The following is a 24,897-nucleotide window of genomic DNA, read 5'->3' as shown; positions in this document are numbered from 1 at the left end:
CGGCCGACGCAAAGATCCAACCGCCCCAGCTGTAAAGTCGTGACAGAAGAACGGGGGCCAGCAGTGGCAGCGCATAGTTTTGAGACGTTGAAGAAGGTCATCGAGGACAATTCCGTGGCCGCGCATTTCCATGACGCCGTGCATGAATGGGGCCGTCGTAGCAGTTGAGGAACACCCGGACAACGAGGGTGAATGCCTCTGCGGGCAGCAGAACCTGCTTTACATGTACACCATCTACAACAGTGAGAAGCAGGAAACGCTCTCCTATATCGGAAGCCAGTGCGTGCACCACTTCAAGCGCCAGGACCTGGATGTGCAGGTCTCAGTGTTCAGCCAGCTTCTGGCTCTGAAGAGGGCCATCGAAGACAGTAAGAAAATCACCCTGACGTCGGACTATTTCTCCCGAGCCTTGCTGCACTGGCTATTCGCTGAAGGGGCGTTCAACAATGAGCGCAACGGCTACAACGGAGAAGGGGACTACGCCTTCTTCCTCGAGATGTTCAACAAGCGCAAGAAGGAAGACATCTCGGACGCGCGGAACAAGAAGATTTGGGCGATGCTGAACTTCCAGGTGAAGCCCTTCATCCAGAACCACCCCGCGCTCGGGTAACAGCGCTGGACGGTGTTCACTTCCTTGTAATGGGACTATTTGTTTTGGGTCGGGCAGACTATGGTCAGCGTAAGCAATCAGTGGGGAGGACAGACATGCCAACGTTTCGCGTGCCCGTTTCCCCGGTAGTGCTGGACTGGGCCGTTCAACGATCCGGCGTGCCCTTAGACGACATTCACCACAAATTCCCGGACCTGGACGCCTGGCGTCAAGGTGCTCGGCAGCCTACTTTCAACCAATTGGAGAAGCTCGCTCACACCACCCACACACCTTTTGGGACTTTTTTCCTCAGTACCCCACCAGTTGATGACGTCCCGATTCCCGATTTCAGAACGATGGCCAATGCTGGCGTTTCCACGCCGAGCCCTAATCTGCTTGAGACCATCTTCATTTGCCAACAGCGCCAAGAGTGGTACCGGGAACACGCGTTGATAAGCGGGGCAGAACCGTTGGGCTTCATTGGCTCTGCCAACATTCGCGAGTCTGTGCCCGAAACCGCGCAACGGATCCGCGAGCAACTGCGTTTTTCCTCCGCTGACCGCCGTCAGGACTCTACGTGGGCTGATGCCCTGCGAAGGCTCATTGATTCTGCCGAGGACGCCGGGATACTCGTGATGGTCAGCGGCATCGTGGGAAACAACACCCACCGGGGGCTTGATCCGGATGAGTTCAGGGGTTTCGCGCTGTCCGATTCTCTGGCGCCGGTAATTTTCATCAACGGCGCAGATACGAAGGCCGCCCAAATATTCACGCTTGTCCATGAGGTCGCTCATCTCTGGATCGGTCAAACAGCCCTGTCGGATGTGTCCTTGGACCGCACGGGCGGAAACGAAACGGAACTCTGGTGCAACAAGGTGGCAGCCGAAGTTCTCGTTCCGCTGGATTCTCTTCGGGCCGAGCACCGGAAGCGGATCGACGTGGAAGAACTGGACAGACTGGCGAAGCTGTACAAGGTCAGCACTTTGGTTGTCCTCAAGCGGATCTACGACACGGGATCCCTGCCGTGGGACGCCTACCAGGCCGCTTACCAGGAAGAACTACGCAGAGTGCTGCGGCTGCTCAGCCGCAAAGACAGCTCCGGTGGAAATTACTACTACACGCAGCCACTTCGTGTCAGCCGTCGTTTCGCGCGTGCCGTCATTAGCGATGCCAGTACGGGCCGGACGCTACATCGCGACGCTTTCCGCCTTCTTGGGACAAGAAAGTATGAAACCTTCGTCAATCTGGGAAAAGAAGTAGGGGTGGCCTAGGTGTACTTGTTGGATGCCAACATATTCATTACCGCGAAGAACCTGCACTATGGCTTCGATTTCGTGCCAGCGTTCTGGGAGTGGATCGATCACGGCCACACAGCGGGCATTCTCTGCAGCACAGACAAAGTACGCCAGGAACTCACGACCGGAGCTGACGAACTGAGCACCTGGGCGGGGAAACGCAGCGCGTTCTTCCTCTCACCGGACGCTAAGACGCTTCCAAGTCTCCAAGCCGTGAGCCAGTGGGCAACGTCGAAAAATTTCACCCCCGCAGCCGTTGCCGAGTTCCTCAGCGTTGCCGACTTTGAGCTCGTGGCATACGCCCACGCGCACGGTCACACGGTCGTCACCCATGAACGACCAAACCCGTTGTCCAAGCGCCGAATCCTCATCCCGGACGCGTGCGATGCGTTCGGAGTACCGTGGATCAGCCCCTATGAAATGCTGAGGTCGAGCGGAGCCCAGTTCATCCTTGGAACCCGCTCCCCTGCCGCCTAAGTCCCCGAAATCCGGGGACTACTGCAATCGGGCCGCACGGTCACCACTGAGTGCCAGCATCACTTTGTGAGGGCTTAAGAAGACGCCGTCCCACGGTGCCGCGGCACATGCCGAAGGACCTTAGTGCCGTGATCTGGAAGCACTCTGTAAGCAGCACCTACAACAGAGCCCCCTTGATGAGATAGTACCGGCGACCTGCGCCAACCCATCGCTGGCAGCGGCTGAGTCTGACCACTCCTGTAAAGGTCGCGCGGCGGCGCCCTCGCAGTAAGTTCGACTTCCCCGCTAGCCCGACGTGCCGGCCGTTCCATTTCCTTGGAAGCCGGACACCCTCTGGTAGGACTCCCCCGCGAACACGGATCCGCTCAGTGCTGACAAAGGCCCGTAACCTGGCTGTCCCGGAAGATGTCCCAAAACGCCCGTGATTCGATGCGGCGACAGTGGCTGTACTCCTCGGGAAAACGGGCGGATATCGCTGGTTGGCGATGACCCGTTCGGCCAGCGGAACCGATCAGGTAGTCGCCTCGTGCGCGGCGAACTCGGCGTGGGCCTGGTCTACAGCCTCGGGGTGCGCCTGCCGCTTAGCGTGTTCGGCCAGAGCCCGGTAGACGCTGGCCAGGCTCGGGTTGCGGCCTTTGCGCTTGCCGGTGGGATGATCAGGTCGCCGCGGATGTCCTCCACAGTTCTCGCCGTCGGCGCGGCGACGGAGCACGGTGTGCAGCATATCGTTGGTGATCACCGGTGGGCGTCCACCGTGGTTGCCCTTGCGGGCGGCCGCGTTGAGCCCTTCGAGGGTGGCTTCGCGGATATTCTCGCGTTCGGTCTCGGCCATCGCGGCGAAAAACGCGAACAAGACACGGCCGGTGCCGGACGGGTCATAGATGCCAGGCAGCGGACCGGCGAGCATTTCCAGGGCGATGCCGTGCGCGGTGAGGTGGTCAGCCAGCGCGGTCAGCTCGGCGGAGTCCCGCCCCAGGCGCTTCATCTCGTACACGGTGAGGATGACTCTGCAGTGCGGAGCGTGGGCTTTGATCTGGCGGCACGCCTCCAACGCGGCCTCAAACTTCGGCCGGACCCGCACACGGGAGGAGACTTTCTCGGCGAAGATCTTCTCGCGGCCGATGCCGTGCGCTTCCAAGGCGTCGAGCTGGGACTGGAGTTCCTGGGTCAGGTGCGAGCAGCGGGCGTAACCCACCCTGATGTCGGTGGCCGGCGTGCTGGTGGGGATCGGCGCCGGCGGCGGCGTGCCGGGCCGCCATAGCAGGCCGGGCCTCCGGTCGGCCGGGGTCGGTACCCGCAGCCGCTTCGCCAAGCGGGGCAGCTTGATGAACCGGCCGGTGTGGTAGGTGCCCGCGACCGTGCCGGAGCGTGACCGGCACGGCGAGCCCGCACCGGCCAGGCACCGGGGGCAGGGGTGCCGTTCGATCTCGTCGGCGTCGGTGGGGCTCGGGTCCGGTTCGCTGCTCACCCGGGAATCTTCTCACAAACCACTCCCACAATTCGCCCAGGCCTGGTTCATGTGAGAACAGGTTTTGAGAATGAATCCGGGTCCCGAGGCGGTCCGCCGGGCCCTGCGGCGAGCCAGTCTCAGAATGGACCGTTTGCGACAATTTAGTGACAGTCGAAATTCACCCGGACGCGCGCACGGGCATGTCAAGCCCGTGCTCCCTGATCAAGGTTTCAGAATTCGTCCGCCATTTGGTGGGGCGCCGACTGCCACTCCAAGAAGTCCGGCTCGTCCAGCCGCAGGTCCCTCGTGACGGGTTCCTTGTGTTTCTGCAGCCCGACGCAGCCGGCCGTCCGGGTATGGGTGCGGAGGCGTTCGATGGCGTGTGGCAGCCGTTCGTGGAAGGCCAGCGGCCCGAACCCGGAATCATCACTGGCGTAGGAGGCAAGTTCCGCCCTCTGCAGGGCGTACAGCTCTGCCACGATTTCGGAGTGGCGCCACCAGCAATCCGGTACCACCGACGTCGTGAGCTGGTACGTGGCAACAAGCCATCTGACCCAAGCCGCCAGGGCGCCCCACACGCTCGCGGCCTGCGTCGGCGTCATTTCCCGCCAGCGGTACGTCACGCCGGCAGCCCGGCCGGGTGGCCGGAATGCGGCGCGGAAGAGCTCAGCCGTCAGCTCGTCGTCGTTTGCCCCAGCTGACGGGATCTCAAAGCGTTCGACGTCATCCAGGCTGTCCATGGCTGACTTCCTCCGCTGCGTGCTGCCGCAGCCGGTGGCCGTCCGCCAAGGCCCGTTCGAGCTCGAGCTTGGACCGTCCGAGTTCGGCGGCGTCCTTGCGCTTGTGCCATTCGCGCAGGTCCAGGAGGATGGGCCGCGTGCGGCGCCCCAGCATGAGGGCTGTGCCGGCCGGCAGACGCCTGATCTCGTGCAGGGGCAGGACTGGGCTCTCCCTGATCTGTTCGCCGTCCTGGCGGCCTTGTGAGGACCAGGAACGGGTATTCAGGGTCAGGCTCCGCTCCCCCAGCAGTCCCGCGAGCGAGCGGAGGTCGCGTTCGTCTGAGCCACCGCCGAAGATCACCTTGATGATGGCCGAATCCCAGATCGTCGCAGCCTCATCGATGGACCATCCCGTCCGCGCTTGGGACAGTGACTGCAGGACCACGAGAGTGGAGATGCCGATGCCGCCGCCGTCCGAGAGGGCGATGGGCAGTCCCGGCCAGGGGGCCAGGTTGGCGATCTCGTCCAGAATCAGGGACAACGGTGGGTCCAGCCTGCCTCCGGGCGCAACGAAGGCCATTTCGCGGGCAGCATTGTCGATGTCATCGATCAGGGCCGACAGATACGGCCCTGCTGCGGCGGCGCCGGCGCGGGTGCCGATCAGATACAGCGTCCCCCGGTCTCGGATGAACGCCTTGGGGTCGAATTCCTCGGACTCATCCCGCGGGTCCAAAGCGGCGAGGACCTTCGGCGATGACAACGGCGCGACGGCTGCGGAGACGCCGATCCACGAGTTTGAGGTGTTCCTGGGATCGTCTTCCAGGATGCCCATCAGGTCGGCCTGCCACCCCAGGGCCGCCCCGGGCCGGGCGAGTATCTCCAGTGCCTCGCGGGCCAGGACCGGGCTCGAGGACCAGCGGCGAAATGCCCGGACGCCCTCCCCGGACAACGCCGCAGCATGGAGCAAGCATTGCAGGATGATCAGTGAGCGCTTTTGCCAGGCGGCGTTCTCGCCTTTCATCTCGGTGTCTGCCGTGATGACGAGGGCACGGCGGGTGGCGATATCGGGGTCTTCGCAGCCGCGTACCGGCGACCAGCGAAGTGTTGAGGGCAGGCCCGACATGCCTTGTGGGTCGAACACGGTCACCGGCCTGTTGCCGCTGGCGCGGGCGTTCATGGTGACCACAATATTGTCGGCACGTGTAGAGGTGGTGACGACGGCGCCGGGCGCGTCGAGGATGGCGTTGATGACCACGTAGAGGCCCTTGCCGGAGCGCGGCGCTCCTTGGATGACCATTGATTCCTCGGTGGAGACGTGGATGGTGATGCCGCGGGAGCGGCCGAGCGTCCATGCCACGTCCTGGATCCGTGGCTTTGCCAGGCCGGGCCGGGTGAATTTTCCGCGTTTCCGGACTGCCCTGGCGCCGAAGTCCTGCCGGATCTCGGCTCGTTGGGCGATGCCCTCTCGGTTCAGGATGTCCTGTCGCAGCCAGGCACCGGATTGCTTCCACCGCCGCCAGCCCAGCACTGCACCCACGGCCGCCGCGGCGACCAGGAGCAGCACCGGCCCGACCACCCACCAGATGCTGCCCGTTCCGACGTCGCAGCCCTGTGGCTGCCGGGTGATCCAGTCGATCCGTCCGGCGAGGAGCCCGACGGCGGCCGCCGGGTTGAAGGGCGACGGCGGACTGCCGCCGCAGCGCCAGACGGTCACCACATGCGCCGCTGCCTGGACCAGGAGGCAGAGACAGACGTAGCCGGCCGCGGCCATGAGCCCGGCGGTGAACAAGGGGTTGTTGTCGCCTCGCCGCGATGCCATGGCGGTGCTCAGATCATCCGGTCGTCGGTGCCGAAGACCGCCAGTTCATCGGTGGTGACGCGGTTGGCCACGATGAAGGAACGGTTCCCGACCTTCCAGAGTCCGACGCCTTTGGGGAGGTTCTCCACATGCTCGCATTCGGCCTCGGACAGCCCGAGTGCTTCCTTGGTGAGGCGCATGGCATCATGCTTTTGCCGGTAGATGATCCTGGTATCTGCTTCCGTGAGCAGGCCAAGGGCTTTCTGCCGGTGTCCGCTGGTGCTGTCACCGATTTCGTTCAGGTCCGCCACCTTGTGCATGATCAGCAGGTTCGCGATGCCGTAGGTACGGGCCAGCCGCCACTGCTCGCTCATCTTGGCGAGCATGTACGGGTCGGCAAGCATGCGCCAGCCTTCGTCATACACCACCAGCCGTTTGCCGCCGTCGGGATTGGTGACCGCTGCTTCCAGCCAGGTGGCACCGCACGCCGCGGCAAGGGACAGGGCCTGCTCCGAGGCGCCGATCAGAGCGGAGGTGTCCATCACCATCATGGGCGCGTCGGCGTCGAAGGCGACGGTGGAGGGGGCATCGAACATGCCCTCCAGGTCCCCGGAGACTGTGCGCCGCAGGGAGTGGCTGACCGCCAGTCCCCCGTCCTTGCCCACCAGGCCGATCGTTTCCTTCGACGGGTTCAGCAGGTGGTCCAGGACCATCGGCAGCGTGGGATTCGAATTCTCGGCCACGGTCTCCATCAGCGCCATGTCCAGGGCGGTGTGCTCCACCGGCCGCAGCGGCATGCCCTGCCTCATGAGCGAGACGAGTGCAACGAGCAGGTAGCGCCGGCGCTGGCGCACCACGGCCTGCCATTGTGCCTCGCTCAGGGCGCTGGAGCGCGGCCCGGCGTCGAGCGGATTGACGCGAGCGGCGCGCCCGGGACCGACGGAGATCACCTTGCCGCCGACGGCGTTGGCGACGGCGACCCACTCACCTTTGGGATCGGAGGCGACGGCGGCCTTGCGGCCCAGCGTGATGGACCGGGCCACCAAGGATTTCCCGCACATGGATTTGCCGGTCCCGACGGTGCCGATGACGACGATCGAGGGGCCGCTGATGACGCCTTTGTCATAGAGGATCCACGGATCATAGGAGAACGCCCCGGAACCGAACACGTCCGTGCCAATGTAGGTGCCCTCATGGCCGAGACCGGATTCGGTGATGAACGGGTACGCGGCCGCGAAGGTCAGGGTGGAGGCACGGTGCGGTGCCGGGCGCAGCCGGTGCGGACCGCGCAGCGAGTCAGGCTCCCTGCTCCCCCAGTCCCCGCGGGGCTCGCCGCTGCCCAGCCGGTCGCTCAGCGTCTCTCCCATCCTTTGGAGTTTGGCCGGCCACGGCTGGCTGTCCGCGGCAGCCGCACGCCGACGTCGTTCCTTCCGTTCCTGCCGGTTCCCGCCTGCCGGAACGTACTGCATGGACTGGCTGCTCCGCGTCATCGCAGTCCCCTCCCTAACGGCAGAGCGCCGGCGACAAAGGCCGCCCACTGCTGCCCGGCCAGAAGGCGTAGTTCAACGAAGGCTCCCGCCGCCGCTGATTCCAGTTCCTGCCGGTGCCTGGCCAGGTCCTCGAGGGTGGCCGCCGTGATGGTCACGTAGGCGGCGGGCCGTACGTCACCGTGTCCCGCGACGATCTCCTCCTCGCGCTGGGCCACTTCGTCCTCTTCGGCCTTTTGCTCGCGCGTGAGTGGCCTGTCGAATCGTGTGTTGATCCTCCGCCGCGTCTCGTGGGCTTCCTGCGCGGAACGAATATCCCGCAATGCCTCCGTTGTAGGGACGGCGCGAATCACTTCGGTCACGGTGTGGCGGAAACCCCCGACGTAGATCAGTGGGTGCAGGAACCCGGGGAACACTTTCTGCCGGGGCCATTCGGCGACCCAGAACGTCTGGTGAAAGCCCGAGTCCGTCCGGACGTAGCTCCAGTGTTCTTCGACGGCCATTGGCCCGGCTGGCAGGCTCAGCGCGTCAGCGGGCAGCGCAGGCTGCCGCGCCGGTGCTGGTATTGCGGCCGGGTCGAAGGCGCCGCGGACGACGTCGAGGATCCCCTCCTCCGGGAGCCACTCCTCTACCCTCACGCTGTGCGTTCCCAGTGCCGTGGTCATGGCCTCAACCTCGAGACGGAGGACCCGTTCGACGCCAATCAGTCCCACTCCCGCCTCCCTGATCCGACGCCGCGCCTTGGCGGTGTCCACCACAAGGGCGAGGAGGACGTCGTGGCTCATGGTGGATCCGGCTGCGGCGATCAGGTCCTCGTACGCCCGCTGACCCCACGATTCCGTTCGCTGCAGGATCGCATGTTCGTAGAAATCCCGCAGCGCCGACGACGGGTACGGGACCGTGTAATCCTGCACGGCAATCCTCGCCACGCTGCTGCGCTGGGCCAGACCGGCCTGCACCCGCGACCAGGCCTGCACCGCCCATGCCTTGTCGTCCGTGTCCAGAAGGGCGAATGACCGAGTGCTGCAGCGCAGCACTGCAATCGCCTCCCGGCCACGGGTGTCCACGAGGAACGACTCGCCGCGGCTTGTCCGGCGCAGTTCCAAGTTCCCCAGCCCGCCGGGGAGTGCCAGACGGCCAGCCAAGGCAGCCTGCTCCGGCCTGGCAAGGAAGCGGGTCTGCTTGACGGCCATCCTGACGAAGAACACCACTGCGTGGCTGGCCCACACCGGGTACGGAATCCGCGAATACTGCAGCAACCCGAGGAGTATCAGCGCCAGCCACACCGGTCCGGAGGCGAACAGGCCTGCGGGACCGCGAACTGCCGATGCCGTACTGGCCACCAAGACGCCACTGGCCAGGAGCAGCAGTTGGTACCACTTCAGGCCCATGAACAGGCCGCGGCGCTCGTACCGGGGAAACTTGACTGCCTCGAGGGTACGGGAATTTTCAGACACGGGAATCACCATCGCTGGGTGGCTGGACGACTGGCTGCGGGCGGATGGATGGCGGTGGCGCTACCGGTGCGGCGGCGTCCCTGGTCGGCGACGGCGAACGGGGCGAGGTCGGCTGGGCCGCCGACCGTGGTGAGTCTGAACCTGGACGCGGGCTGCCGCCAGCGGTCGCCTGAGGTGACGGTGGGTCGGGAGCCGGGGTCCCGACGTCGAGCATCAACACCCGTGAGCTCGGGCCCGAAGCCTGTGTCGGCGTCGTATGTGTGACGTTCCCTGGCAACGGCATGCGCGGCGGAAGTGCACGAGTGGGAAATTGGTGGCGGCTCGACTGGATCGGGCGGGTGATCGACGGGCGCCCTGCCAGGCCGGCGAGCGTGAATCTGCCGCCGGTTTGCCGACTGATCTGCCGAGCCGCAAAGCCAGAGCCCCGCGAAAGGACGTGTCCGCCGCCTGCGGTTTGAGCTGCAGCTGCGAGTTCCCCTCCGGCAAAGCTCACGAGGCGCAAGGCCATAAGCGGGGCAGCGCAGGCCAGCGCCATGCCGACGGCTCCTGCGGCCAGCCCCGCGAATGACTTCGACTCGGCAAACAGCTTGATGGCCACGGCCAACACGGTCGCAGCCAGCGGCTTGGCGAGGAGCAGAGCCACGACGATCTCGCACCATCGACGGGCCCAGGTCTTCGTCTTCTCCCACGGCATCAGCATGAGCGCAACCGGGGCGACGGCGGCCAACACGACAAGCGCGAAAGACCGGAAAATCATCGAACACATCAGGATGAACGCCAGAATCCAGACGACAATGACCGCCATCGCGGTCACGATGACTCCCCCGGCCCCGCCACCGCTTGTCCCCGGCGACAAGGAGACGACGTTCCATTCCCTGCCCGAGCCCTCCGGAGCCCGCTCGAAGCCAAAGAGCCGCATGAACAGGACGTAGGGATCGGTCCCCATGGAGCCAAGGAGCGCGGTGGAGGCCGAATCACCCACCTTCGTGAGCTGCCGGACAAGGTAGACCGCGCCGGCCACCATGGGAACGGCCGCGGCACCGCCAACCAGCGCCCGCACCAGCCGGCGGGGCTGTTGACTGATCAAGCCAGACAGCAGTTGGAGGATCATCACGACAACGAGCGGGGTCATCATGACAATGACCCACCAAGTCGTCAGCCCCTCGACGGCGGTCCACTGCGAATCATCGACGTCCGAGACGCTGAACGCGCCCGTGATGAAGGACCAGATCCAGGAGGCGATGCTCTGGAGAATGTTGGCAAAGAGCGACGTAATGGAACCTTGGACGCCGTCGTTCGCTTGGGAGACCAGACCGCACCCGGGTGGCCACCATCCATTCAGATCACACTGAACCGGCATGTCTGCCTAGAACCCCAAGGGAAAAGCCGTCTGAGACCACAGGATGTAGCCGTTGATGCCGCCCAGGATGGCGGCCACAGGCCCGGTCCAGAGCAAGATCATGCCGCCACCGGAAGCCAACCGCGAAGATTGGCTCAGCTTGCCGGCGAGCAGCATCGCAGCCCCAATGATCGCCACGATCGCGATCACCACGAAGGCACCAACCAGGATGCCACCGCCGATCTGCTTCAGCGATTCAAGGAATGGAAAGTCTGCATTCGGGGTGATTCCAGGATCTACCGCTGCCAAAAACATCGGGCGCTCCGTCCGTCGTTGTCCAAGGGAATGAGGGGTTTGGGCTCACTACTTCATGGAGGTGGAGGGGCGGGGCTACATGACTAGTGTTCAGTCCGCCCCCGACGTCAGCGCGTTGGCACTATATACCGGATGCAACGTGGCTGTGAGTTGCGGTAGATGCGCGACGGCTGTCAAGCGAATAGCCGTCGCCGAATTCGGTCTCCAAGCCATGCAATGGAGTTTGCTGCGGGGGTATGCCGACGGCACGAGTCCGTGTCGAATCGGCTCGGTACCGAGAGGCTCCTCCGAGGCGATAGCAGATTTAGGAAGGATCATGCTCCCGGGAGCACGCTGCCTTGGACGCTGCGGCCCGGCCACTCTCGCCGTTGGTTTCATCCAGAGAAACTGCGCATCTGGTCCTCGGGGACCTTATGCGAAGTACGAGGCGAGCCGAGACGTCCACCATCCAGCAGGCCGTAGTATCGTCGGTCAGGTCGTGGGAAATGGCCGCGCTAGGCAGCATTTATGGGGGACGAGGAAAATCGTGTCAGAAGTTGTTTTCAGTGGGGCTGGACTGTCGTCTGATCTCGTGCAATATCTGAAGCACCTCGAATCGATTGACGCCTCTATGGCGGCAATACTTAAGGCGAATCTAGTACTCCTTGAGTCCGCTGCTACGGAGGAGAACCGGAAGAATATAAGGCCATTATTCAATAGAATGGTAAAAGATGCTTTGAACAAGCTGGAGGCTCAGGCTTCCGCTGGCCAGGCGGATCCCACGAAAGATAGTAAGCCATCGGGACACCAGACCACGATTGCATCTACGGCGCCGGTAGCAACATCTACGCGTCGGTTCTTTCTCTCACAGACTCTTCTATGTCTGTCAAGGCGTGTGTTGCTGTTCCTGAGGCATTGAACGTGCGGTAGATATGGCGTGCGAGGTGGCCTGTGCGCGGGCGGAGACTGCCCGGCGCGATGACAGTGGTGTCCAGTTCGAGGCTAGTCAGATTCTTGCCCAGGGGATTGAAGTTTGGGTATGTCCTGCCGTTGTTCCCTTGGGCGTTCACCGCTGCTCCTCTGGGAACCCAGAGTCGGCCGGCGGAGGCCCTTATGAGGTCAGGCTTGCAGCGATTAGTACGAGTGTGAACGATGACCAATCGTTGAGAATATGGGCGCCGGTGGAGACGAGAATGTTTTTGGTTCGGATGAATGCCAGCGTCAGTACCAGGCGTGCGGCACCGATGATGAGCAGGGCTTGCGCAAAGTTCCAGTCGTACGTTGGCAGGTGCGCGGCGCCGAACCAAATAGCGGTGATGAACCAGGCCAGCAGAATCGACGCTGTCCTAGTCAGCCGGGCTTTGGTATAGAGCAGATACATGACGGCCAGGAAGGGCAGGATCGTGAATATTTCCTCCCCGAAGAGCTGGACCCCGGTCCCGACGTAGAAGGCGATGACTTCCGCTGGACCGCCGTCGAGGACGGAGTCAGTGGCGGTGTTCGCGTTTGCGCCGAAAACTGCGAAAACGATAGCACCGACTGCCGCGCTGACTATGAGGTTCAAGAGCCAGAAGATCACCATGTCCAGGAAGTCCCGGCCGGTGAGTTTACGGAAGATCGACTTCCAGAAGCCTCCAGTGAGAGCGATGAAGACCGAGAAAGGGATTGCTGCGAACAAGAACCGTGTCAGGAGCGAGCCGACATTGTTAGCTTCGGGGATCAACGTCAATGCGAGGAAACCTGCCACGCAAGATGCGATGATGACCAGCCACTTCCACGTAGCTACCTCTACGGGTTGACCGTCATAGAAGGGAAAATCGCGTCCGTCCTTGCGCTCGATTAGCCATCCGAAGCGCTGCCGCCTGTGATCAACTGACGTTTCTGACACGTAATGCCCCCTCTGTAGTTCATATGTTCTCCGGATAGTCTCTCAGCTAGCGCACAGCATGTGCCTCACCGGCAGCCCAGTCCTTATGCGTGTCAACGGAAGGGCTAGGTGGGCGAGGATCCTGGTAAAGCTTCTAGGTCTGTCAAGGCGTGTGCGTTGCTGAGGCATTGAGCGTGCGGTAGATATGGCGTGCGAGGTAGCGCTTGATGCAGCGGCGTATTTCCTTGTTGGTTCGCCCTTGGGCGCGTCGTTTTTCGGCATACTCGTGGGTTTTGGCGTCATGGGTCATTTTGGTGACCGCGACCATGTGCAGGGCACTGTTCAGAGATCTGTCTCCGCCCCGGTTCAGTCGGTGTCTGACCGTGTTCCCGGATGATGCGGGTATGGGATTCACCCCGGCCAGGGATGCGAAGGCCGCCTCGTTACGAACTCTTCCTTCGTGTGACCAGGCCGCGAGGCACTTCGCGGCGCTGATCGCTGCGAACCCTGTCTCCTCGAGCAAGGGTGCGGCTTCACTGACCTTGACCAACTCATCGAGCTGGTTCTCGTTGGCCGTGAGCTGCTCATCGAGAAGCAGGACGTGTCTAGCCAGTCGCACAGCCTCGGTGCGGGCGATGGACAGCGAGAGCTCTTCTTCCCGGGACCGCCACTTTGAGACCTCAGTGATCTGGGTGCTGGTGAGCTTCTTGCGGGCGTCGATGCCCAGGTCATTGCCGCGCACCAGGGCGTTGAGAGCGTTGATCGACCGGGTGCGGTCCTTGGTCATGGATCCCCGTGCCGTAACCAGAATCCTCACGCCTTGGCGGATCCCGTCATGCAGGCGGGGGCGGCGCAGCTTGTCCACCGGCAGGGCCAGGGTCGAGATGGCGATCTGGTGGGCGTCCAGGGCATCGGTCTTGCCCACTCCACGGCGCTTCTTGGCATCCATCCGCGGTGCCTCGGCCACAGGGAAGCCGTGGCTGGCTACGGTGCCGGCCAGGATCGCTCCGTAGGACGCGGCACCTTCGATCACCCAGAGGGTGTCGGCAGCGCCGCCGGTGCGGCGGGCGACCCAGTCGATCGCCCGGTTGATCCCGGCTCCGGTTGCGGGGAAATCCCGGGATTCGAGCAAGGCGCCGGTATTTGCGGCGAGGATCGAGTAGACGTGGTTGCGGGCGTGCGTGTCGACGCCCACGACAAATGGATGGGCATGCGCGACGATAGACATGGCGGTCATTGGTACCTTCCTGTTCACGGACATGGTCATGGCCGTCGCTGGCCGGTACCAGTCCGGGTTGAGGTCACCAAGGAACAGCACTGTGATGGGTCACGCCCCGCAAAAAGGGGTGGACAATCTTCTGATCAAGCTACCGAGGTGGGCCGGACAGGTGCCGGTCGGACCACCCCAATGGAGAGACAAATCTACTTAAAGACACCGTGCGGGTCAGTTGTGCGGTGAGTCATATCCACGGGGCGGAACGGCCTGCACCCATCCTGCCAGCCAGTCCCAGACCAGCCACTGTCAAGACTCACAGTTGTCTTGACGCCATTGTGTACGCGGTGAAAATTCACGAGGCCGCTAGCCAGGTCATCCTCACCACGCAGCAGATTGCAGACCTTCGAACCCGTCATGCTCCCTCGATCGTAGCCAACTGGGTGAGCCACTACGGCACCGCAGGAGCTTCGTCTTTCTCTCCAGCGGCCTTGCTTGGTGTCCTAAACGCGATCGACGCCATGCGTAGATGCTTTCAGTACGACAGCAACGGGAACGGCGACTGGCGTTTCTACAAGTCGCTGACCAAACGCTGACGCTTATCTGACTGGAACAGTGCCTGTCCGCACGCCTTGGGTTTGGCAGCTCAAACCCTGCCATGTCCATCGCGAATCCGGAGTGCTAAGCGCAAACCGGACCAGCCGACCAACTCCGCCTGACTCGGTTCGCGGGTCGTGGTTTCGGGAAGGCCGGGCTCTGAGCTGCGGAGATGTTGCCGGTTCGTGGATTTTCACTCACTAACGGGTTTTGTTCTTGCCTCTCCGTGTGGCATTCGTCGGGAGGCTGTGACTTGGGATGAGACTGTTGATTTCGTGCAGTATCCGCCAAATCTCGGGACACGATTCCGTTTGATCAACATAAATCCGAAATGGGGACAATTGAAGAAGATCCTGGTGGCTGTCATCTCGATGTCGGCCCTTCTTGTGGCTGGATGCAGTGGGCCTCGCAGCGAGCCAGATGCAGGCTCGACGAACAGTCCGTCAGCGAGCGCCAATGAGTTCACTGTGTCGGCCAAGACCACGTGTGATCAACTCATGGGTAGCAAAAGCCATAGCACCTTCCTTGACTCCATTGCGTTCGTCAAGGATGTCACGAACGTGGATTCCACCGCGAGGTCGACGGCGAGCAAGCTTTCGGCAGAGCTCAGTGACATCGCCAAGCGCGCCGAGCCCGACGTCAAAACACTTGTAAATGCGCTCGCGGAACCGGTCGACGGCCTCCTCAACGCTGCAGGCAGCTATGACCTGAAGGCTGCGGATTTCAAAGCCGCCGGCACGGAGCTGATCAACCGATGCGCCGATCTTGGGGTCTCAATCCCATACAGGCCTGACTCCACTCCATTTCCATCCCCCATTCAAACAACTGGAAGCTATGGCGCCGACCTAGCCTCGGCCGGGATCGTGCCGGACAATGTGACCAGTTTCGGCCAGTTCATGAAGGAATTTCTTTGCGACAAGCCCCTGAGCGGCGGATACACAAATTTTTCGACCGAAGTTAAGGAGTTCGGATCCCCAGGTTCTGAGTCCAGTGGCCGTGGTCCGGCTGTGGTCCGCCTGACCGTGGCCTATTTTTGCCCTGCACGTGCGGCCGATGCAGAGCGTGAGCTCAGATTGAACGGATACGTGAAATAGCTCCACGCGAACGTTCTGCATCGCGGCATTTCACCATCGGCTGCGCGCCCGAACGAGCCCAAGGCCATCCGCGACGCTACTGCCGCCAGCTGGCTATCCGCGGTAAGGGCCGATCAACTCGCCTGCTGCCATGACCGGCGCCGGAATGTTCGTCCCGGAGCCCTTGAGCCGGCGAGCTGCCTCGCGAGCGTGGCGGGTCGGCATCGTCGGTATCTCACGCTTCGGATGCCTGCCCGACCAAGTGGCCATCGCCACCAAACATCCCTATTGAGTACTTCTATGGTGAATGGTGGCCAATTTTCGGTTGGTGGTATCACGAATTCGTCTGCCCCGGCTGAGGCGAGACTTTTGCCCACCTGCCGCATGATGGAGCCTGCAATTTCAATCCGAAGTGCCATTGGTCAGCTTGTGGAATGGATCGGCGCGCACTCCGGTCGCGACAGATAAATGAGTGTTACGCTCGCTGCCGTCAAAGCACGACCAAAGTAAAAGGTTCCCATGTTTAAGCGCTCTACACTTTGCGGCCTATTAGCCGTTATCGCCATCACCGTGTCTATCTCTGCCTGTGGCGGGAGTGATACCGGCGGCCCCTCGACCAGCAGCCAGGTGACCACGTCAGCAGCAGACGACGGCACCAAGGCCTTCGTGGAGGCGGTCCGGGATCGCGTGCCAACAATCAACAACAACACGGATCAGGAGATAGCCAGGATTGGGGAAGATATCTGCGTTGATCCTAAGAAGCTCGGCATGACGGCTGCGACTGCTGATGAACTGCACAAGAGCACGCTTGTTTTGGCCAATCATGCCCGCAATGATGCCAAGGCAGCGGTGATCGTGGGTCTGGCCAAACGACACATCTGCCGACCTGTCTAAGCCCGCCGAAGCATGGAGGCGTTGGGCAGCCGGCGCCTCCATTCCAAGCGTGGTCAGGATTACTTGGCCGGGCAGGCTGCCATTACCTAGCGTCAATTGCGAAACCGTCAGCAGTGAATCTCAGGCCAGCAGATCGAAATACGCTGTATCCGAGTTCCAGGCTATTGGATGCAGTAGTGTCCCTACAGAAGGGTTGAGGGCGCTCCACATCTTGCCATCGCCGGCATAGATGCCAACGTGGCCCCAGCTGTTCGGCCCTTGCGCGTTCTGCACCACCAGATCTCCGGGCAGCGGATTGTCGGTTCGCACGCCTACACGCCACTGCTCCACGCGCGGCAGATTGATTCCAGCCTGCCGGTAGATCCACTGGACATAGCCGGAACAATCCCACGCCTTGAAAGCCGTACCACCCCATACGTACGCGCCACCAACGCCCTCTTGGGTGAACCGCAGGATGTCTTGACGAATCTGGCTCAGGTTGGCCAATTCCTGGATCATCGGCGCGGTACTCGACGTTTCGCCGCACAGGGCAGGCGGGGTCCCGTCGTCGAGCGTGTCGACGATCGCAGTTGCTTGAGGTTCCCAGTGCGCGTACAGCTCGGGGAACGCCGACACCTGGACGGCCTGGGCCGCCTGGCCCTTGCTCATGGATTGCCAGCCTCGAATGTCCAAGAGCCCCGGCGGACTGCCGCGGTTAGGACCAGCCGGGCCACCGTAGAAGGCTTGGACGTTGTACATGGAATCCATCAGCTGGGCAATGCTCCCCCAACCTGCGGCCGGACGCTGCTGGGCACTGCCCAGCGAATCATGGTCGCTGCCGACGCCATCGTGCGGATAGTTGAGAGATTCGGGTACGTTCGCATTGGCCAGGACTCTAAGACCGGATTCCTGTAGCGACATCATGATCGCAATGATCTGACCATCGCGCGGCACACCCAACTGCTTGCCAACTGAGATGTAATCCGAGGCAACGGCAATTTGCCGCGCCGTCAGATCCAGCGGCGCCTGGCGACCGGCGCGAACGCTCAGAGCTTCGGATCTATTGCCCCCAGACATACCGCTCGGACGCGTCGGCGAACACGCAGACGCAGCTCCCCCATTGGCACCGAGTACTGCGACGGCACCGCAGAACGCAAAGACGCCCGCCAGTATCAGAACAGTGGCGACAGCCACTGCAGCCCGTAGCAGGACATGACGCTTAGCAAGCCCGACCAGCAGCACTGCAGTCTGCATCAGGACACGATCCTGCTGGGCGAAGCGTAGAAACCGACCATCACACATCGATCCGGCGGTGCCGTCGAAGCGGGCGGACAGTTCACCATCACGCTGGCAGTAGCCGCGTACCTGTTACGCCCAGACGTCGACTCATCCACAACCCAAAGCGAGACCGTGCAAACATGCAGACCAAACCACGGCGCCGGGTGCTCCCGCACCTCGGCCAGTTCGTCGTCGCACATCAGGGACTGGACCGTTGCCGAGCGCTGGGCCTGCTGCCCCGCCAAGGTGGCATAGCTTCCGGCGTTGATGCCGGTCGCTTCGAATTCTTGAACAAGCACCGACAGGGGATTGGACCCGTCGGGCAACACGTGCCACCAACCTCGGAGCCTCGAGTAGACGTCGGAGTACGACGCCGATCGGGTGTCCCAGGTGTAGATCGCCGTCGCCGCCGCGACAGCGAGCTTGCGGAAGTCCGTTGTGGACGGCGCACCATCGGGCATCCCGACGGCGGGAGCCGCCGTCGCTGTCTCTGCCGTCGAGCTGGGCGAAGGAAGTTCCGACTCCTGGGGCGCCGTCACCGTCGGCGGAGGAACCGGCTCTGCTGCGGGTCCGCGCGGCGGCATCGTGAGAACGAGCAGCCCGCCGGCCACACACAGGACCGTGATCGCCGTGAACCACCAACGGCGCAGTCTGCTCGGTCGAGTGGTATTTCTCCGCAATGGCAGCATTCCAGCCTCCTCACCCGCTCATGGCAAGATTCCAGGGTCAAAGACATGACTCAGCGGGCTGCACGCGCCCCCGATTGGAGAATCCTCCACGCAGCCTGATACAGCCGGCGTGCGAAACCGATCTGCACGGCCACATAGCGTTCGGTGACACCGAGCTCGGCGGCGACAGCTGCCAAGGCTTTCGTTCGGTCCGGGCCTCGCAATCCTGGACGAACGATGGATTCGGCCGTTCTGCGGAGCACGGGCGTTGGCAGGCACGCTGCTGCGTGCTGGCACACGTCCCCGATGTTCCGGATGGCTGACCGTTCAACGTCCAGTGCGCTTTGGACAGTTCGGGCCGTTTGGCGCACAACGGTCACGGCGTGCCAGCGGCGGCGGTCCTGCGGAGACGGCGGACCGTATCGGCGCGGCCCAGTGAGACTGTCCACGGCCAGTTCCCAGACTCCCCCTGGGACGCTGGCCCTGGTCAGGTCAATGATGGTTCTCGCCCAGTCCTGGTCGATGATTGTCTCAGTGCCCCGATCCCACGCGCGGTCGATCCCCAATGTGCCCAGAACGTCAAACGACACCGGGCCGCCAGCGTCACTTGGATCCCCGAACAGCGGGAGCGTCGGATGGTTGAGTTCCCGTCGGATATGCGCGGCGCACACATTGGCACAAACCCCCTGAACCCAGGCACCGAAGGCAACGCCTGGGAGCTGACGGTAGTGTCCGCGCGTAAGACCATCCCAGACTGCGACCCGGATGTCCTGCATGACGTCGTCCACATCGCACGCCCGACCTATCCTCGACAGATGCGACACCACATAGCGCTGCACGCTGTCGACGGCCACCATGATTTGGTCCACCGGGACTGCAATTTCCGCCGGGGGCGCCACTCCTTGCAGGGAGATATCTATGGTGGTTGAGGCTGACTGATTCTGCGGGGCTTGCTGTGCCCTGGCTTCGACTCGCATGGTCTTCACCGCTTCGACTGACAGATTCCGATACTTCCGGTGCCAGCACGGCCGGCACCTCTGGAGTGGCGGCCACAATCTGACCGACCACGACGGCGCAAAGCTATGCAAACTATTGTCGAAGATATTTAAAGTATCGTCAAGACTGTCAGTCTTACTTTTTGGAGCTCATTCGGCAAGAATGGTTCCATGCCACGCATAACGCAACCTCACGACGCCGCCTGGTCCGCCGACGTCGAAGCCGCAGTCGCGACCTTCGGCAACAGGTCCCGAAACGAGATTCTGCGTTATCTTTCCGCCCACGGTCCGGCAACCCGCGGAGACATCGTGGAAGCGGTGAGCGCCGGCGAGCCGAGCGTGGCTAAACACCTGCTGGCTCTCGAGGAATCCGGCGCCATTGTGGTCGACGTAGAGCCCGGCAGGCGCCACGGCCGATCGCCGCGATATTCAGCCAACGCCGCACGGATCAAGGAGTTGCTGGCTGCTCACCTTCAGTATCTTCTGGAGGATTAGCCGCAGCCCGCTCCCCTCCGGGGTGACGGCTGATGTCCTCGTTGAGGAATTCGGAAATGACCCGCAGCGTTTCCGGCGAAACATCGCCCAGGGTCCGGGCCGCGAATGACTTCACCCGCGCCGCACGGAGCGACTTTACGAATTCCAGTTGAGAATCAATCCGCTCGGGCAAGGCAGCATCGTCGCTGGCGAGGTACTCCGGGTCGACACCGAAAATACTGCACAACCCCGACAGCAACACAGGGTCGCTGACCAGCCGGCCTGTACCCTCTTTCATGTAAAACCACCGAGCGCGCGAGAGCTTGATTCCCTTGGACGCAAGGTCTGCTTGGACCTCTCGGAAAGTCACCGGCTTGCCACGCTCAGCAACGACGACGTCGAGCAGCAGGTTTAGGCGACGGGCGAGTTGAGCCTGGGGCGACAATGCATGGCCACGGCCTGTCTCCTCACTCGACATCGCTCACCTTTCGACCTGCTTCTACGTGGGCGGCCTACTGCCGAGCGCCGTCCCTGTGCCCCAGTATTCCGCGAGTCATCCAGTTGGGCAATCAATTGCTGAGTTCGCGTCAACATCAGCCAACGGCAACCTGGACTGTCTTCATTTCCCCGGCCCACCTCTTCCGGCATGACCGCAGCGGGAGTATCCTGCTGCTGTAGACCCGTCTACAGCAGCAGTCATCATCAACCCTCGGATTGCGGTCTCCATGTCGAACATCTTGATGAACCGAACGCGCAGCCGAATCCTCCGTTTCCTGATCAGGAACGGCCCGTCAACGTGCGGCCAAATCGGCGACGAGCTGGGGCAGTCCTATTCGGGCATCCGCCGGCAGCTGGACCTCCTTTGCGATGCTCGGCTCGTGACTCACTCTGCAGGCCGCTTCCAGGCAAGCCCCGAACGTGTGCAAGCCGCCGCCGCCAGCTTCCGACGCACAGTCATGCAGTCTGATCTCGGCGGGTCCATGACCTACACATGAAACTCGAATTCTTCGAACCAGCCGAGGCCGCTTCAGTGCTCAAATGCTCCGAGGCATGGCTCCGCGAAGGCGCCGCCAAGGGCGAGTTCCCGCATGCCGTCTGGGGCAAGGGGAAGATCATCTTCACCTCAGGCCACTTGAAGGAGATTGCGCAGCTGCGGGAAGTTCGATCCCACGGCCCTTCTGTTCCCGCGGTCCGCATGATCGGGACCCGCGCCCAAGCGCGGCAGAAGTACTCCTAGCCAAGCGCCGAGCGGGACACTAACCTCGCCAAACCACCGCGGACCGCTCAACGGCGTCGGCCGCATCCTGGAGGGCCTGCGGCATCAGGTGACCGTAGACCTGCTCTGTCGTCCGAGTCGACGCGTGCCCCAAACGCCGGGAGACCGTGAACAGCGATACGCCGTCCTGAATCAGCCAGGAGGCATGCGTATGACGCAGGTCGTGGATCCGGGGAGACTTCTTGAGGCCACGCGCCTGGGCCGCCTCCACTGCCGGAACCCAGTAGTGATGCCAGTACAGCTTGTGGACGATCCTCTCGCCCTTGGGCGTGGTGAACAAGAGATCGGAGCCAGGCCGGCTGGCCACCAGCGGAATCAGAACCTCCACGAGCTGCGGATTCAACGACACCGTTCGTTTTCCGGCGCCGGTCTTGGTCGCACCGATGTAGTACTCGGAATCAGTACCGCGTTTCCAGGCCTTGTTGATCCGCATTGTGGCCGGTTTGGACATAAGGTCGACGTCGGCGACGGTCACAGCGGTTGCTTCACCGAATCGCGTTCCCGTCATGACCAGGAACTCTGTGAAGGCCCTATACCGCTCCCCCATGCCTTCGAGGATCAGTCCGAACTCGGCGTGCGTCAGGAACCTGGCTTCATCCTCCGCTTTTTCGCCGGACGGAAGCTGCACTCCGCGGCAAGGATTGTCTTTCCGGTAACCGAGCCGGACGGCAGTCTCCATCGCCGAGAAGATCAGGCCATGGTTGTTCTTGATGGTTTTGGCGGACCGGCCCTTGTTCTGCATCGCCTTGATCCAGTACGTCAGGTGCCGGTAGTCAAGCTTGTCCACAGGAATGTGCCCGATGACGTCGGCGATGTGGAGCTTCAGCATGGTCTGGTACGTGTGCACCGTGCCAACAGAGGGCCGGACCAGAAGGTCGATGTGTTCTTGGATCACTGCCGCTACGGTGGGCGATTTGGTCTGGTTGGAAACCATTGCATGCTGTGCGATCTCAAATGATTGGTTGTTGGCATCAAGGAGGCGCTTCAACGTCTGCGCTTCAGCCGACGTGGCGAGGGTAATCCCCTCTTGCTTACGCGTCTCGGGGTTCCGCCAGCGGACCGTATAGGACGTGGATCCATCCGATTTTTTTCGTTCCCAAATGCTGGCCATGCCTAAAATTCTAGGCTTCGTGTGCACAGAAAACGAGTTTTTGTGCACAGTCAGAGGCCTAAAACCCTCTGAACTGGGGAAACACTGTGCCCGAGGTGGGACTCGAACCCACACACCTTTCGATACCGCATTTTGAGTGCGGCGCGTCTGCCAATTCCGCCACTCGGGCGCGGAATACGCTGTGCAAACCGGTACGCCCACAGCTGATTGTGAGCAACGCGATCGCTTCACGTACGCGGAATTACTCTACATGCAGATAGGCTGAATTCCAGAATCGCGCCGCTGACGCCGCAATAGACCATGCAGATCAAACTACGGCCGCGGGCGCACCTAAGATGGTGATGTTCCCGCCGTACCTTTCCAAGGAGATCCCGTGACTGAACAAACGGAGTCAAAACCCACGTCCCAGCCGGCGCGCCGCGTCATTGTGGCCGAGGATGAAACCCTCATCCGACTCGACATCATCGAGATCCTGCGCGGCGAAGGCTATGACGTGGTGGGCGAAGCAGACAACGGCGAGAAGGCCGTGCAGCTCGCCGAGGAACTCAAGCCGGACCTCGTCCTGATGGACGTCAAGATGCCGATTATGGATGGCATCACCGCAGCCGAGAAGATCGTCAAGGCCCGCATCGCCCCCGTGGTCCTTTTGACGGCTTTCAGCCAGAAGGAACTTGTGGAGCGCGCCCGCGATGCCGGCGCCATGGCTTACGTGGTCAAGCCCTTCACCCCGGCCGACCTCATCCCGGCCCTGGAAATTGCGCTCTCCCGCCACGAGGAAATCAAGGCCCTCGAAAGCGAAGTGTCGGACCTGCAGGAGCAGTTCGCCACCCGAAAGCTCGTCGAGCGCGCCAAGAGCCTGCTGACCACAAAGATGGGCCTGACGGAGCCGGAGGCTTTCCGCTGGATCCAGAAAACCTCCATGGACCGCCGCCTCAGCATGCGCGAGGTCGCCGAGACCATCATCAACCAGGTCAACTAGCACAACAGGCGACACCGGGGATTTCGACAAGCTCAATCACCCCGAGACCAAAGAAAAGGACCCCTGCCAGCCGGCAGGGGTCCTTCTTTTTAGGTTGCTATGCCGTCGGCCAGGGACCGAGCTTCTCCCTGGGTACGCCAGCCTCGCCGCCTAGGCTGCCGGCGTCGCCCAGGTCTCCGACCCGGTGAACCTTCAGCATGTTCGTGGAACCGGCCTTTCCGGGAGGCGAACCGGCGGCTATGACCACCAGGTCGCCGTCGTCCACCACTTTCAATTCCAACAGGCTGCGGTCGACCTGCGCGGTCATCTCGTCGGTGTGGCCCACCATGGGAACCAGCACCGGCTGGATGCCCCAGGTCAGCGCCAGCTGGTTCCACACGTGCTCCAGCGGCGTGAACGCGAATACCGGCCTGATGGGGCGCAGGCGTGACAGGCGGCGCGCGGAGTCGCCGGACTGGGTGAATGTACAGATGTACTTTGCATCCAGCTGGTCGGCGATTTCGACGGCGGCGCGGGTGATAGCGCCACCACGGGTCTTGGGCTTGGTGCCCAGCGGCGGAACGCGTTCCAGGCCATGGACCTCAGTGGATTCAATGATCCTTGCCATGACCTTGACGGTCTCGATCGGGTACTTGCCCACGCTGGTCTCGCCGGAGAGCATTACGGCGTCTGCACCGTCGAGAACGGCGTTGGCGCAGTCGGAGGCCTCTGCACGGGTGGGGCGCGGGTTGTCGATCATGGATTCGAGGACCTGCGTGGCCACGATGACCGGCTTCGCCCAGCGGCGTGCCAGTTCGATGGCGCGCTTCTGCACGATCGGCACTTCCTCGAGCGGAAGTTCCACACCGAGGTCGCCACGGGCCACCATGATGGCGTCGAAGGCGTCGATGATCTCGTGGAGCTGCTCGACTGCCTGCGGCTTTTCGATCTTGGCGATGACCGGCACACGGCGGCCTTCTTCGTCCATGATCTCGTGCACACGGGTGATGTCGGAGGCGTCACGCACGAACGAGAGGGCAACCATGTCTACGCCGCGGCGCATGGCCCAGCGGAGATCGTCCTCGTCTTTTTCGCTCAGCGCCGGCACGTTGACTGCAACGCCGGGAAGGTTGATGCCCTTGTTGTTGGACACCATCCCGCCGACGGTCACCTCTGTCACGACCTTGACGTCGTCGACCTCAATCGCCCGCAGGGCCACCTTGCCGTCGTCGATCAGCAGGGCATCCCCCACGTTGACGTCCTCGGTGAGGCTCTTCAGCGTGGTGGAGCAGATGTCCTTGGTGCCCGGAACGTCCTCCGTGGTGATGGTGAAGATGTCACCCTCGGCCAAGGCGTGCGGGCCGTCCACAAAGCGCCCAAGACGGATCTTGGGGCCCTGCAGGTCAGCCATGATGGCCACAGGCTTGCTCAGCTGGGCTGCTGCCTTGCGGACATTCTCGTACGTGTTGTCGTGCACGGAGTAGTCACCGTGACTCATGTTCATCCGGGCAACATCCACACCGGCTTCCAACACCGCGAGCGTGTTCTCAAAGCTGGCAATTGCCGGGCCAAAAGTGGCCACAATCTTAGCGCGTCTCATATACCTACC

General features: G+C 62.5%; 25 protein-coding genes and 1 tRNA gene. 10 read left to right on the top strand and 16 right to left on the bottom strand.

Translation table 11 applies throughout. The annotated features are described in order from the left end of the window. The first annotated feature begins 142 nt into the window (after nucleotides 1-142). The 3 genes from ASG77_RS11920 (at nucleotide 143) to ASG77_RS11910 (ending at nucleotide 2,361) form a co-directional block, all read left to right on the top strand. Nucleotides 143-610, top strand: a complete 468-nt coding sequence (locus ASG77_RS11920; protein WP_056345722.1) for a hypothetical protein — start codon at nucleotides 143-145, stop codon at nucleotides 608-610. A 95-nt stretch (nucleotides 611-705) separates the two neighbouring features. Next, a complete protein-coding gene (locus ASG77_RS11915) occupies nucleotides 706-1,860 on the top strand; it encodes an ImmA/IrrE family metallo-endopeptidase (RefSeq protein ID WP_056345718.1) in 1,155 nt (384 codons plus the stop codon). Next, nucleotides 1,861-2,361 carry a DUF4411 family protein gene (locus ASG77_RS11910; protein ID WP_056345714.1) on the top strand — a complete coding sequence of 167 codons (501 nt, stop codon included), beginning with the start codon at nucleotides 1,861-1,863 and terminating at the stop codon, nucleotides 2,359-2,361. A gap of 511 nt (nucleotides 2,362-2,872) precedes the next feature. Here ASG77_RS11910 and ASG77_RS11905 read toward each other — a convergent pair. The 9 genes from ASG77_RS11905 to ASG77_RS11865 all read right to left on the bottom strand — a co-directional run bounded on the left by ASG77_RS11905 (nucleotide 2,873) and on the right by ASG77_RS11865 (nucleotide 14,009). Beyond that, nucleotides 2,873-3,829, bottom strand: coding sequence for a recombinase family protein (locus ASG77_RS11905; protein WP_056345710.1), 957 nt, complete (start codon nucleotides 3,827-3,829; stop codon nucleotides 2,873-2,875). A 212-nt stretch (nucleotides 3,830-4,041) separates the two neighbouring features. After that, complete coding sequence (locus tag ASG77_RS11900; protein ID WP_056345706.1) at nucleotides 4,042-4,551, bottom strand: hypothetical protein; 510 nt, start codon at nucleotides 4,549-4,551, stop codon at nucleotides 4,042-4,044. Beyond that, entirely contained in the window at nucleotides 4,535-6,349 is a 1,815-nt protein-coding gene (locus ASG77_RS11895; protein ID WP_056345703.1) for a type IV secretory system conjugative DNA transfer family protein, read from the bottom strand. Before ASG77_RS11895 ends, ASG77_RS11900 begins: the two co-directional genes overlap by 17 nt. An 8-nt stretch (nucleotides 6,350-6,357) precedes the next feature. Then, the gene (locus ASG77_RS11890; RefSeq protein WP_056345700.1) at nucleotides 6,358-7,818 is read right to left on the bottom strand and encodes a hypothetical protein; all 1,461 of its coding nucleotides are present in this window, start codon (nucleotides 7,816-7,818) and stop codon (nucleotides 6,358-6,360) included. Then, on the bottom strand, nucleotides 7,815-9,272 hold the full coding sequence (locus ASG77_RS11885) for an SCO6880 family protein (protein WP_056345698.1): 1,458 nt from the start codon (nucleotides 9,270-9,272) through the stop codon (nucleotides 7,815-7,817). Before ASG77_RS11885 ends, ASG77_RS11890 begins: the two co-directional genes overlap by 4 nt. Next, entirely contained in the window at nucleotides 9,265-10,632 is a 1,368-nt protein-coding gene (locus tag ASG77_RS11880) for a type IV secretion system protein (protein WP_056345695.1), read from the bottom strand. The genes ASG77_RS11885 and ASG77_RS11880 overlap by 8 nt, the downstream gene beginning before the upstream one ends. A gap of 6 nt (nucleotides 10,633-10,638) precedes the next feature. Beyond that, nucleotides 10,639-10,926 carry a hypothetical protein gene (locus tag ASG77_RS11875; RefSeq protein WP_056345693.1) on the bottom strand — a complete coding sequence of 96 codons (288 nt, stop codon included), beginning with the start codon at nucleotides 10,924-10,926 and terminating at the stop codon, nucleotides 10,639-10,641. A gap of 1,090 nt (nucleotides 10,927-12,016) precedes the next feature. Beyond that, entirely contained in the window at nucleotides 12,017-12,793 is a 777-nt protein-coding gene (locus ASG77_RS11870) for a CPBP family intramembrane glutamic endopeptidase (protein WP_056345689.1), read from the bottom strand. A gap of 142 nt (nucleotides 12,794-12,935) precedes the next feature. Then, entirely contained in the window at nucleotides 12,936-14,009 is a 1,074-nt protein-coding gene (locus tag ASG77_RS11865) for an IS110 family transposase (RefSeq protein ID WP_082575987.1), read from the bottom strand. A gap of 323 nt (nucleotides 14,010-14,332) precedes the next feature. Between ASG77_RS11865 and ASG77_RS11855 the strand changes: the two genes are divergently transcribed. From ASG77_RS11855 to ASG77_RS11845, 3 genes are all read left to right on the top strand, one after another. Next, nucleotides 14,333-14,581 carry a hypothetical protein gene (locus ASG77_RS11855; RefSeq protein ID WP_156380294.1) on the top strand — a complete coding sequence of 83 codons (249 nt, stop codon included), beginning with the start codon at nucleotides 14,333-14,335 and terminating at the stop codon, nucleotides 14,579-14,581. Between the two features lie 249 nt (nucleotides 14,582-14,830). Beyond that, entirely contained in the window at nucleotides 14,831-15,676 is an 846-nt protein-coding gene (locus tag ASG77_RS11850) for a hypothetical protein (protein ID WP_156380293.1), read from the top strand. A gap of 498 nt (nucleotides 15,677-16,174) precedes the next feature. Next, nucleotides 16,175-16,549 carry a hypothetical protein gene (locus ASG77_RS11845; RefSeq protein ID WP_156380292.1) on the top strand — a complete coding sequence of 125 codons (375 nt, stop codon included), beginning with the start codon at nucleotides 16,175-16,177 and terminating at the stop codon, nucleotides 16,547-16,549. 120 nt (nucleotides 16,550-16,669) lie between these two features. Here ASG77_RS11845 and ASG77_RS22560 read toward each other — a convergent pair whose 3' ends face one another. The 3 genes from ASG77_RS22560 to ASG77_RS11830 are packed head-to-tail and all read right to left on the bottom strand — an operon-like array spanning nucleotide 16,670 to nucleotide 19,460. Beyond that, nucleotides 16,670-17,782 (bottom strand): C40 family peptidase, encoded by a 1,113-nt coding sequence (locus ASG77_RS22560; RefSeq protein ID WP_056345673.1) that lies wholly within the window; start codon nucleotides 17,780-17,782, stop codon nucleotides 16,670-16,672. Next, entirely contained in the window at nucleotides 17,782-18,486 is a 705-nt protein-coding gene (locus ASG77_RS11835; RefSeq protein WP_156380291.1) for a hypothetical protein, read from the bottom strand. The genes ASG77_RS22560 and ASG77_RS11835 overlap by 1 nt, the downstream gene beginning before the upstream one ends. Before the next feature lie 59 nt (nucleotides 18,487-18,545). Continuing rightward, nucleotides 18,546-19,460 (bottom strand): sigma factor, encoded by a 915-nt coding sequence (locus ASG77_RS11830; protein WP_156380290.1) that lies wholly within the window; start codon nucleotides 19,458-19,460, stop codon nucleotides 18,546-18,548. Nucleotides 19,461-19,640: 180 nt separating this feature from the next. On the opposite strand from ASG77_RS11830, the gene ASG77_RS21350 reads away from it, so the two are divergent. Next, entirely contained in the window at nucleotides 19,641-19,964 is a 324-nt protein-coding gene (locus ASG77_RS21350) for an ArsR/SmtB family transcription factor (protein WP_082575985.1), read from the top strand. Here the strand turns inward: ASG77_RS21350 and ASG77_RS11825 are convergent. Then, complete coding sequence (locus tag ASG77_RS11825) at nucleotides 19,918-20,421, bottom strand: hypothetical protein (RefSeq protein WP_200950751.1); 504 nt, start codon at nucleotides 20,419-20,421, stop codon at nucleotides 19,918-19,920. The genes ASG77_RS21350 and ASG77_RS11825 overlap by 47 nt on opposite strands. A 247-nt stretch (nucleotides 20,422-20,668) precedes the next feature. Between ASG77_RS11825 and ASG77_RS23030 the strand changes: the two genes are divergently transcribed. Further along, nucleotides 20,669-20,938, top strand: a complete 270-nt coding sequence (locus ASG77_RS23030) for a helix-turn-helix domain-containing protein (protein ID WP_056345665.1) — start codon at nucleotides 20,669-20,671, stop codon at nucleotides 20,936-20,938. Then, nucleotides 20,935-21,180, top strand: a complete 246-nt coding sequence (locus ASG77_RS11815) for a hypothetical protein (protein ID WP_056345661.1) — start codon at nucleotides 20,935-20,937, stop codon at nucleotides 21,178-21,180. Before ASG77_RS23030 ends, ASG77_RS11815 begins: the two co-directional genes overlap by 4 nt. Nucleotides 21,181-21,199: 19 nt before the next feature. Here the strand turns inward: ASG77_RS11815 and ASG77_RS11810 are convergent, their stop codons facing one another. Both ASG77_RS11810 and ASG77_RS11805 read right to left on the bottom strand, forming a co-directional pair. Beyond that, entirely contained in the window at nucleotides 21,200-22,330 is a 1,131-nt protein-coding gene (locus ASG77_RS11810; RefSeq protein ID WP_056345659.1) for a tyrosine-type recombinase/integrase, read from the bottom strand. A gap of 87 nt (nucleotides 22,331-22,417) precedes the next feature. Next, nucleotides 22,418-22,499, bottom strand: a tRNA-Leu gene (locus tag ASG77_RS11805). Between the two features lie 204 nt (nucleotides 22,500-22,703). On the opposite strand from ASG77_RS11805, the gene ASG77_RS11800 reads away from it, so the two are divergent. After that, nucleotides 22,704-23,309, top strand: a complete 606-nt coding sequence (locus tag ASG77_RS11800; RefSeq protein WP_056345656.1) for an ANTAR domain-containing response regulator — start codon at nucleotides 22,704-22,706, stop codon at nucleotides 23,307-23,309. A gap of 97 nt (nucleotides 23,310-23,406) precedes the next feature. Here ASG77_RS11800 and pyk read toward each other — a convergent pair whose 3' ends face one another. Then, nucleotides 23,407-24,888, bottom strand: coding sequence for a pyruvate kinase (gene pyk / locus ASG77_RS11795; RefSeq protein ID WP_056345653.1), 1,482 nt, complete (start codon nucleotides 24,886-24,888; stop codon nucleotides 23,407-23,409). Between the last annotated feature and the right edge of the window lie 9 nt (nucleotides 24,889-24,897).

The sequence above is a fragment of the Arthrobacter sp. Soil762 genome (genome assembly GCF_001428335.1).
Taxonomy (GTDB): Bacteria; Actinomycetota; Actinomycetes; order Actinomycetales; family Micrococcaceae; genus Arthrobacter.
The sequence above is the reverse complement of the archived record's forward strand: the minus strand, read 5'-3'. Positions and strand labels throughout refer to the sequence as shown.

Coding starts and splice junctions, on each gene's coding strand:
- ASG77_RS11890 (WP_056345700.1), bottom strand. CDS start 7,818: ATGACGCGGAGCAGCCAGTCCATGCAGTACGTTCCGGCAGGCGGGAAC.
- ASG77_RS11865 (WP_082575987.1), bottom strand. CDS start 14,009: ATGACCGCCATGTCTATCGTCGCGCATGCCCATCCATTTGTCGTGGGC.
- ASG77_RS11815 (WP_056345661.1), top strand. CDS start 20,935: ATGAAACTCGAATTCTTCGAACCAGCCGAGGCCGCTTCAGTGCTCAAA.
- ASG77_RS11915 (WP_056345718.1), top strand. CDS start 706: ATGCCAACGTTTCGCGTGCCCGTTTCCCCGGTAGTGCTGGACTGGGCC.
- ASG77_RS11880 (WP_056345695.1), bottom strand. CDS start 10,632: ATGCCGGTTCAGTGTGATCTGAATGGATGGTGGCCACCCGGGTGCGGT.
- ASG77_RS21350 (WP_082575985.1), top strand. CDS start 19,641: ATGCCACGCATAACGCAACCTCACGACGCCGCCTGGTCCGCCGACGTC.
- ASG77_RS11810 (WP_056345659.1), bottom strand. CDS start 22,330: ATGGCCAGCATTTGGGAACGAAAAAAATCGGATGGATCCACGTCCTAT.
- ASG77_RS23030 (WP_056345665.1), top strand. CDS start 20,669: ATGTCGAACATCTTGATGAACCGAACGCGCAGCCGAATCCTCCGTTTC.
- ASG77_RS11895 (WP_056345703.1), bottom strand. CDS start 6,349: ATGGCATCGCGGCGAGGCGACAACAACCCCTTGTTCACCGCCGGGCTC.
- ASG77_RS22560 (WP_056345673.1), bottom strand. CDS start 17,782: ATGCAGACTGCAGTGCTGCTGGTCGGGCTTGCTAAGCGTCATGTCCTG.
- ASG77_RS11900 (WP_056345706.1), bottom strand. CDS start 4,551: ATGGACAGCCTGGATGACGTCGAACGCTTTGAGATCCCGTCAGCTGGG.
- ASG77_RS11875 (WP_056345693.1), bottom strand. CDS start 10,926: ATGTTTTTGGCAGCGGTAGATCCTGGAATCACCCCGAATGCAGACTTT.
- pyk (WP_056345653.1), bottom strand. CDS start 24,888: ATGAGACGCGCTAAGATTGTGGCCACTTTTGGCCCGGCAATTGCCAGC.
- ASG77_RS11825 (WP_200950751.1), bottom strand. CDS start 20,421: ATGTCGAGTGAGGAGACAGGCCGTGGCCATGCATTGTCGCCCCAGGCT.
- ASG77_RS11845 (WP_156380292.1), top strand. CDS start 16,175: ATGTTTAAGCGCTCTACACTTTGCGGCCTATTAGCCGTTATCGCCATC.
- ASG77_RS11920 (WP_056345722.1), top strand. CDS start 143: ATGAATGGGGCCGTCGTAGCAGTTGAGGAACACCCGGACAACGAGGGT.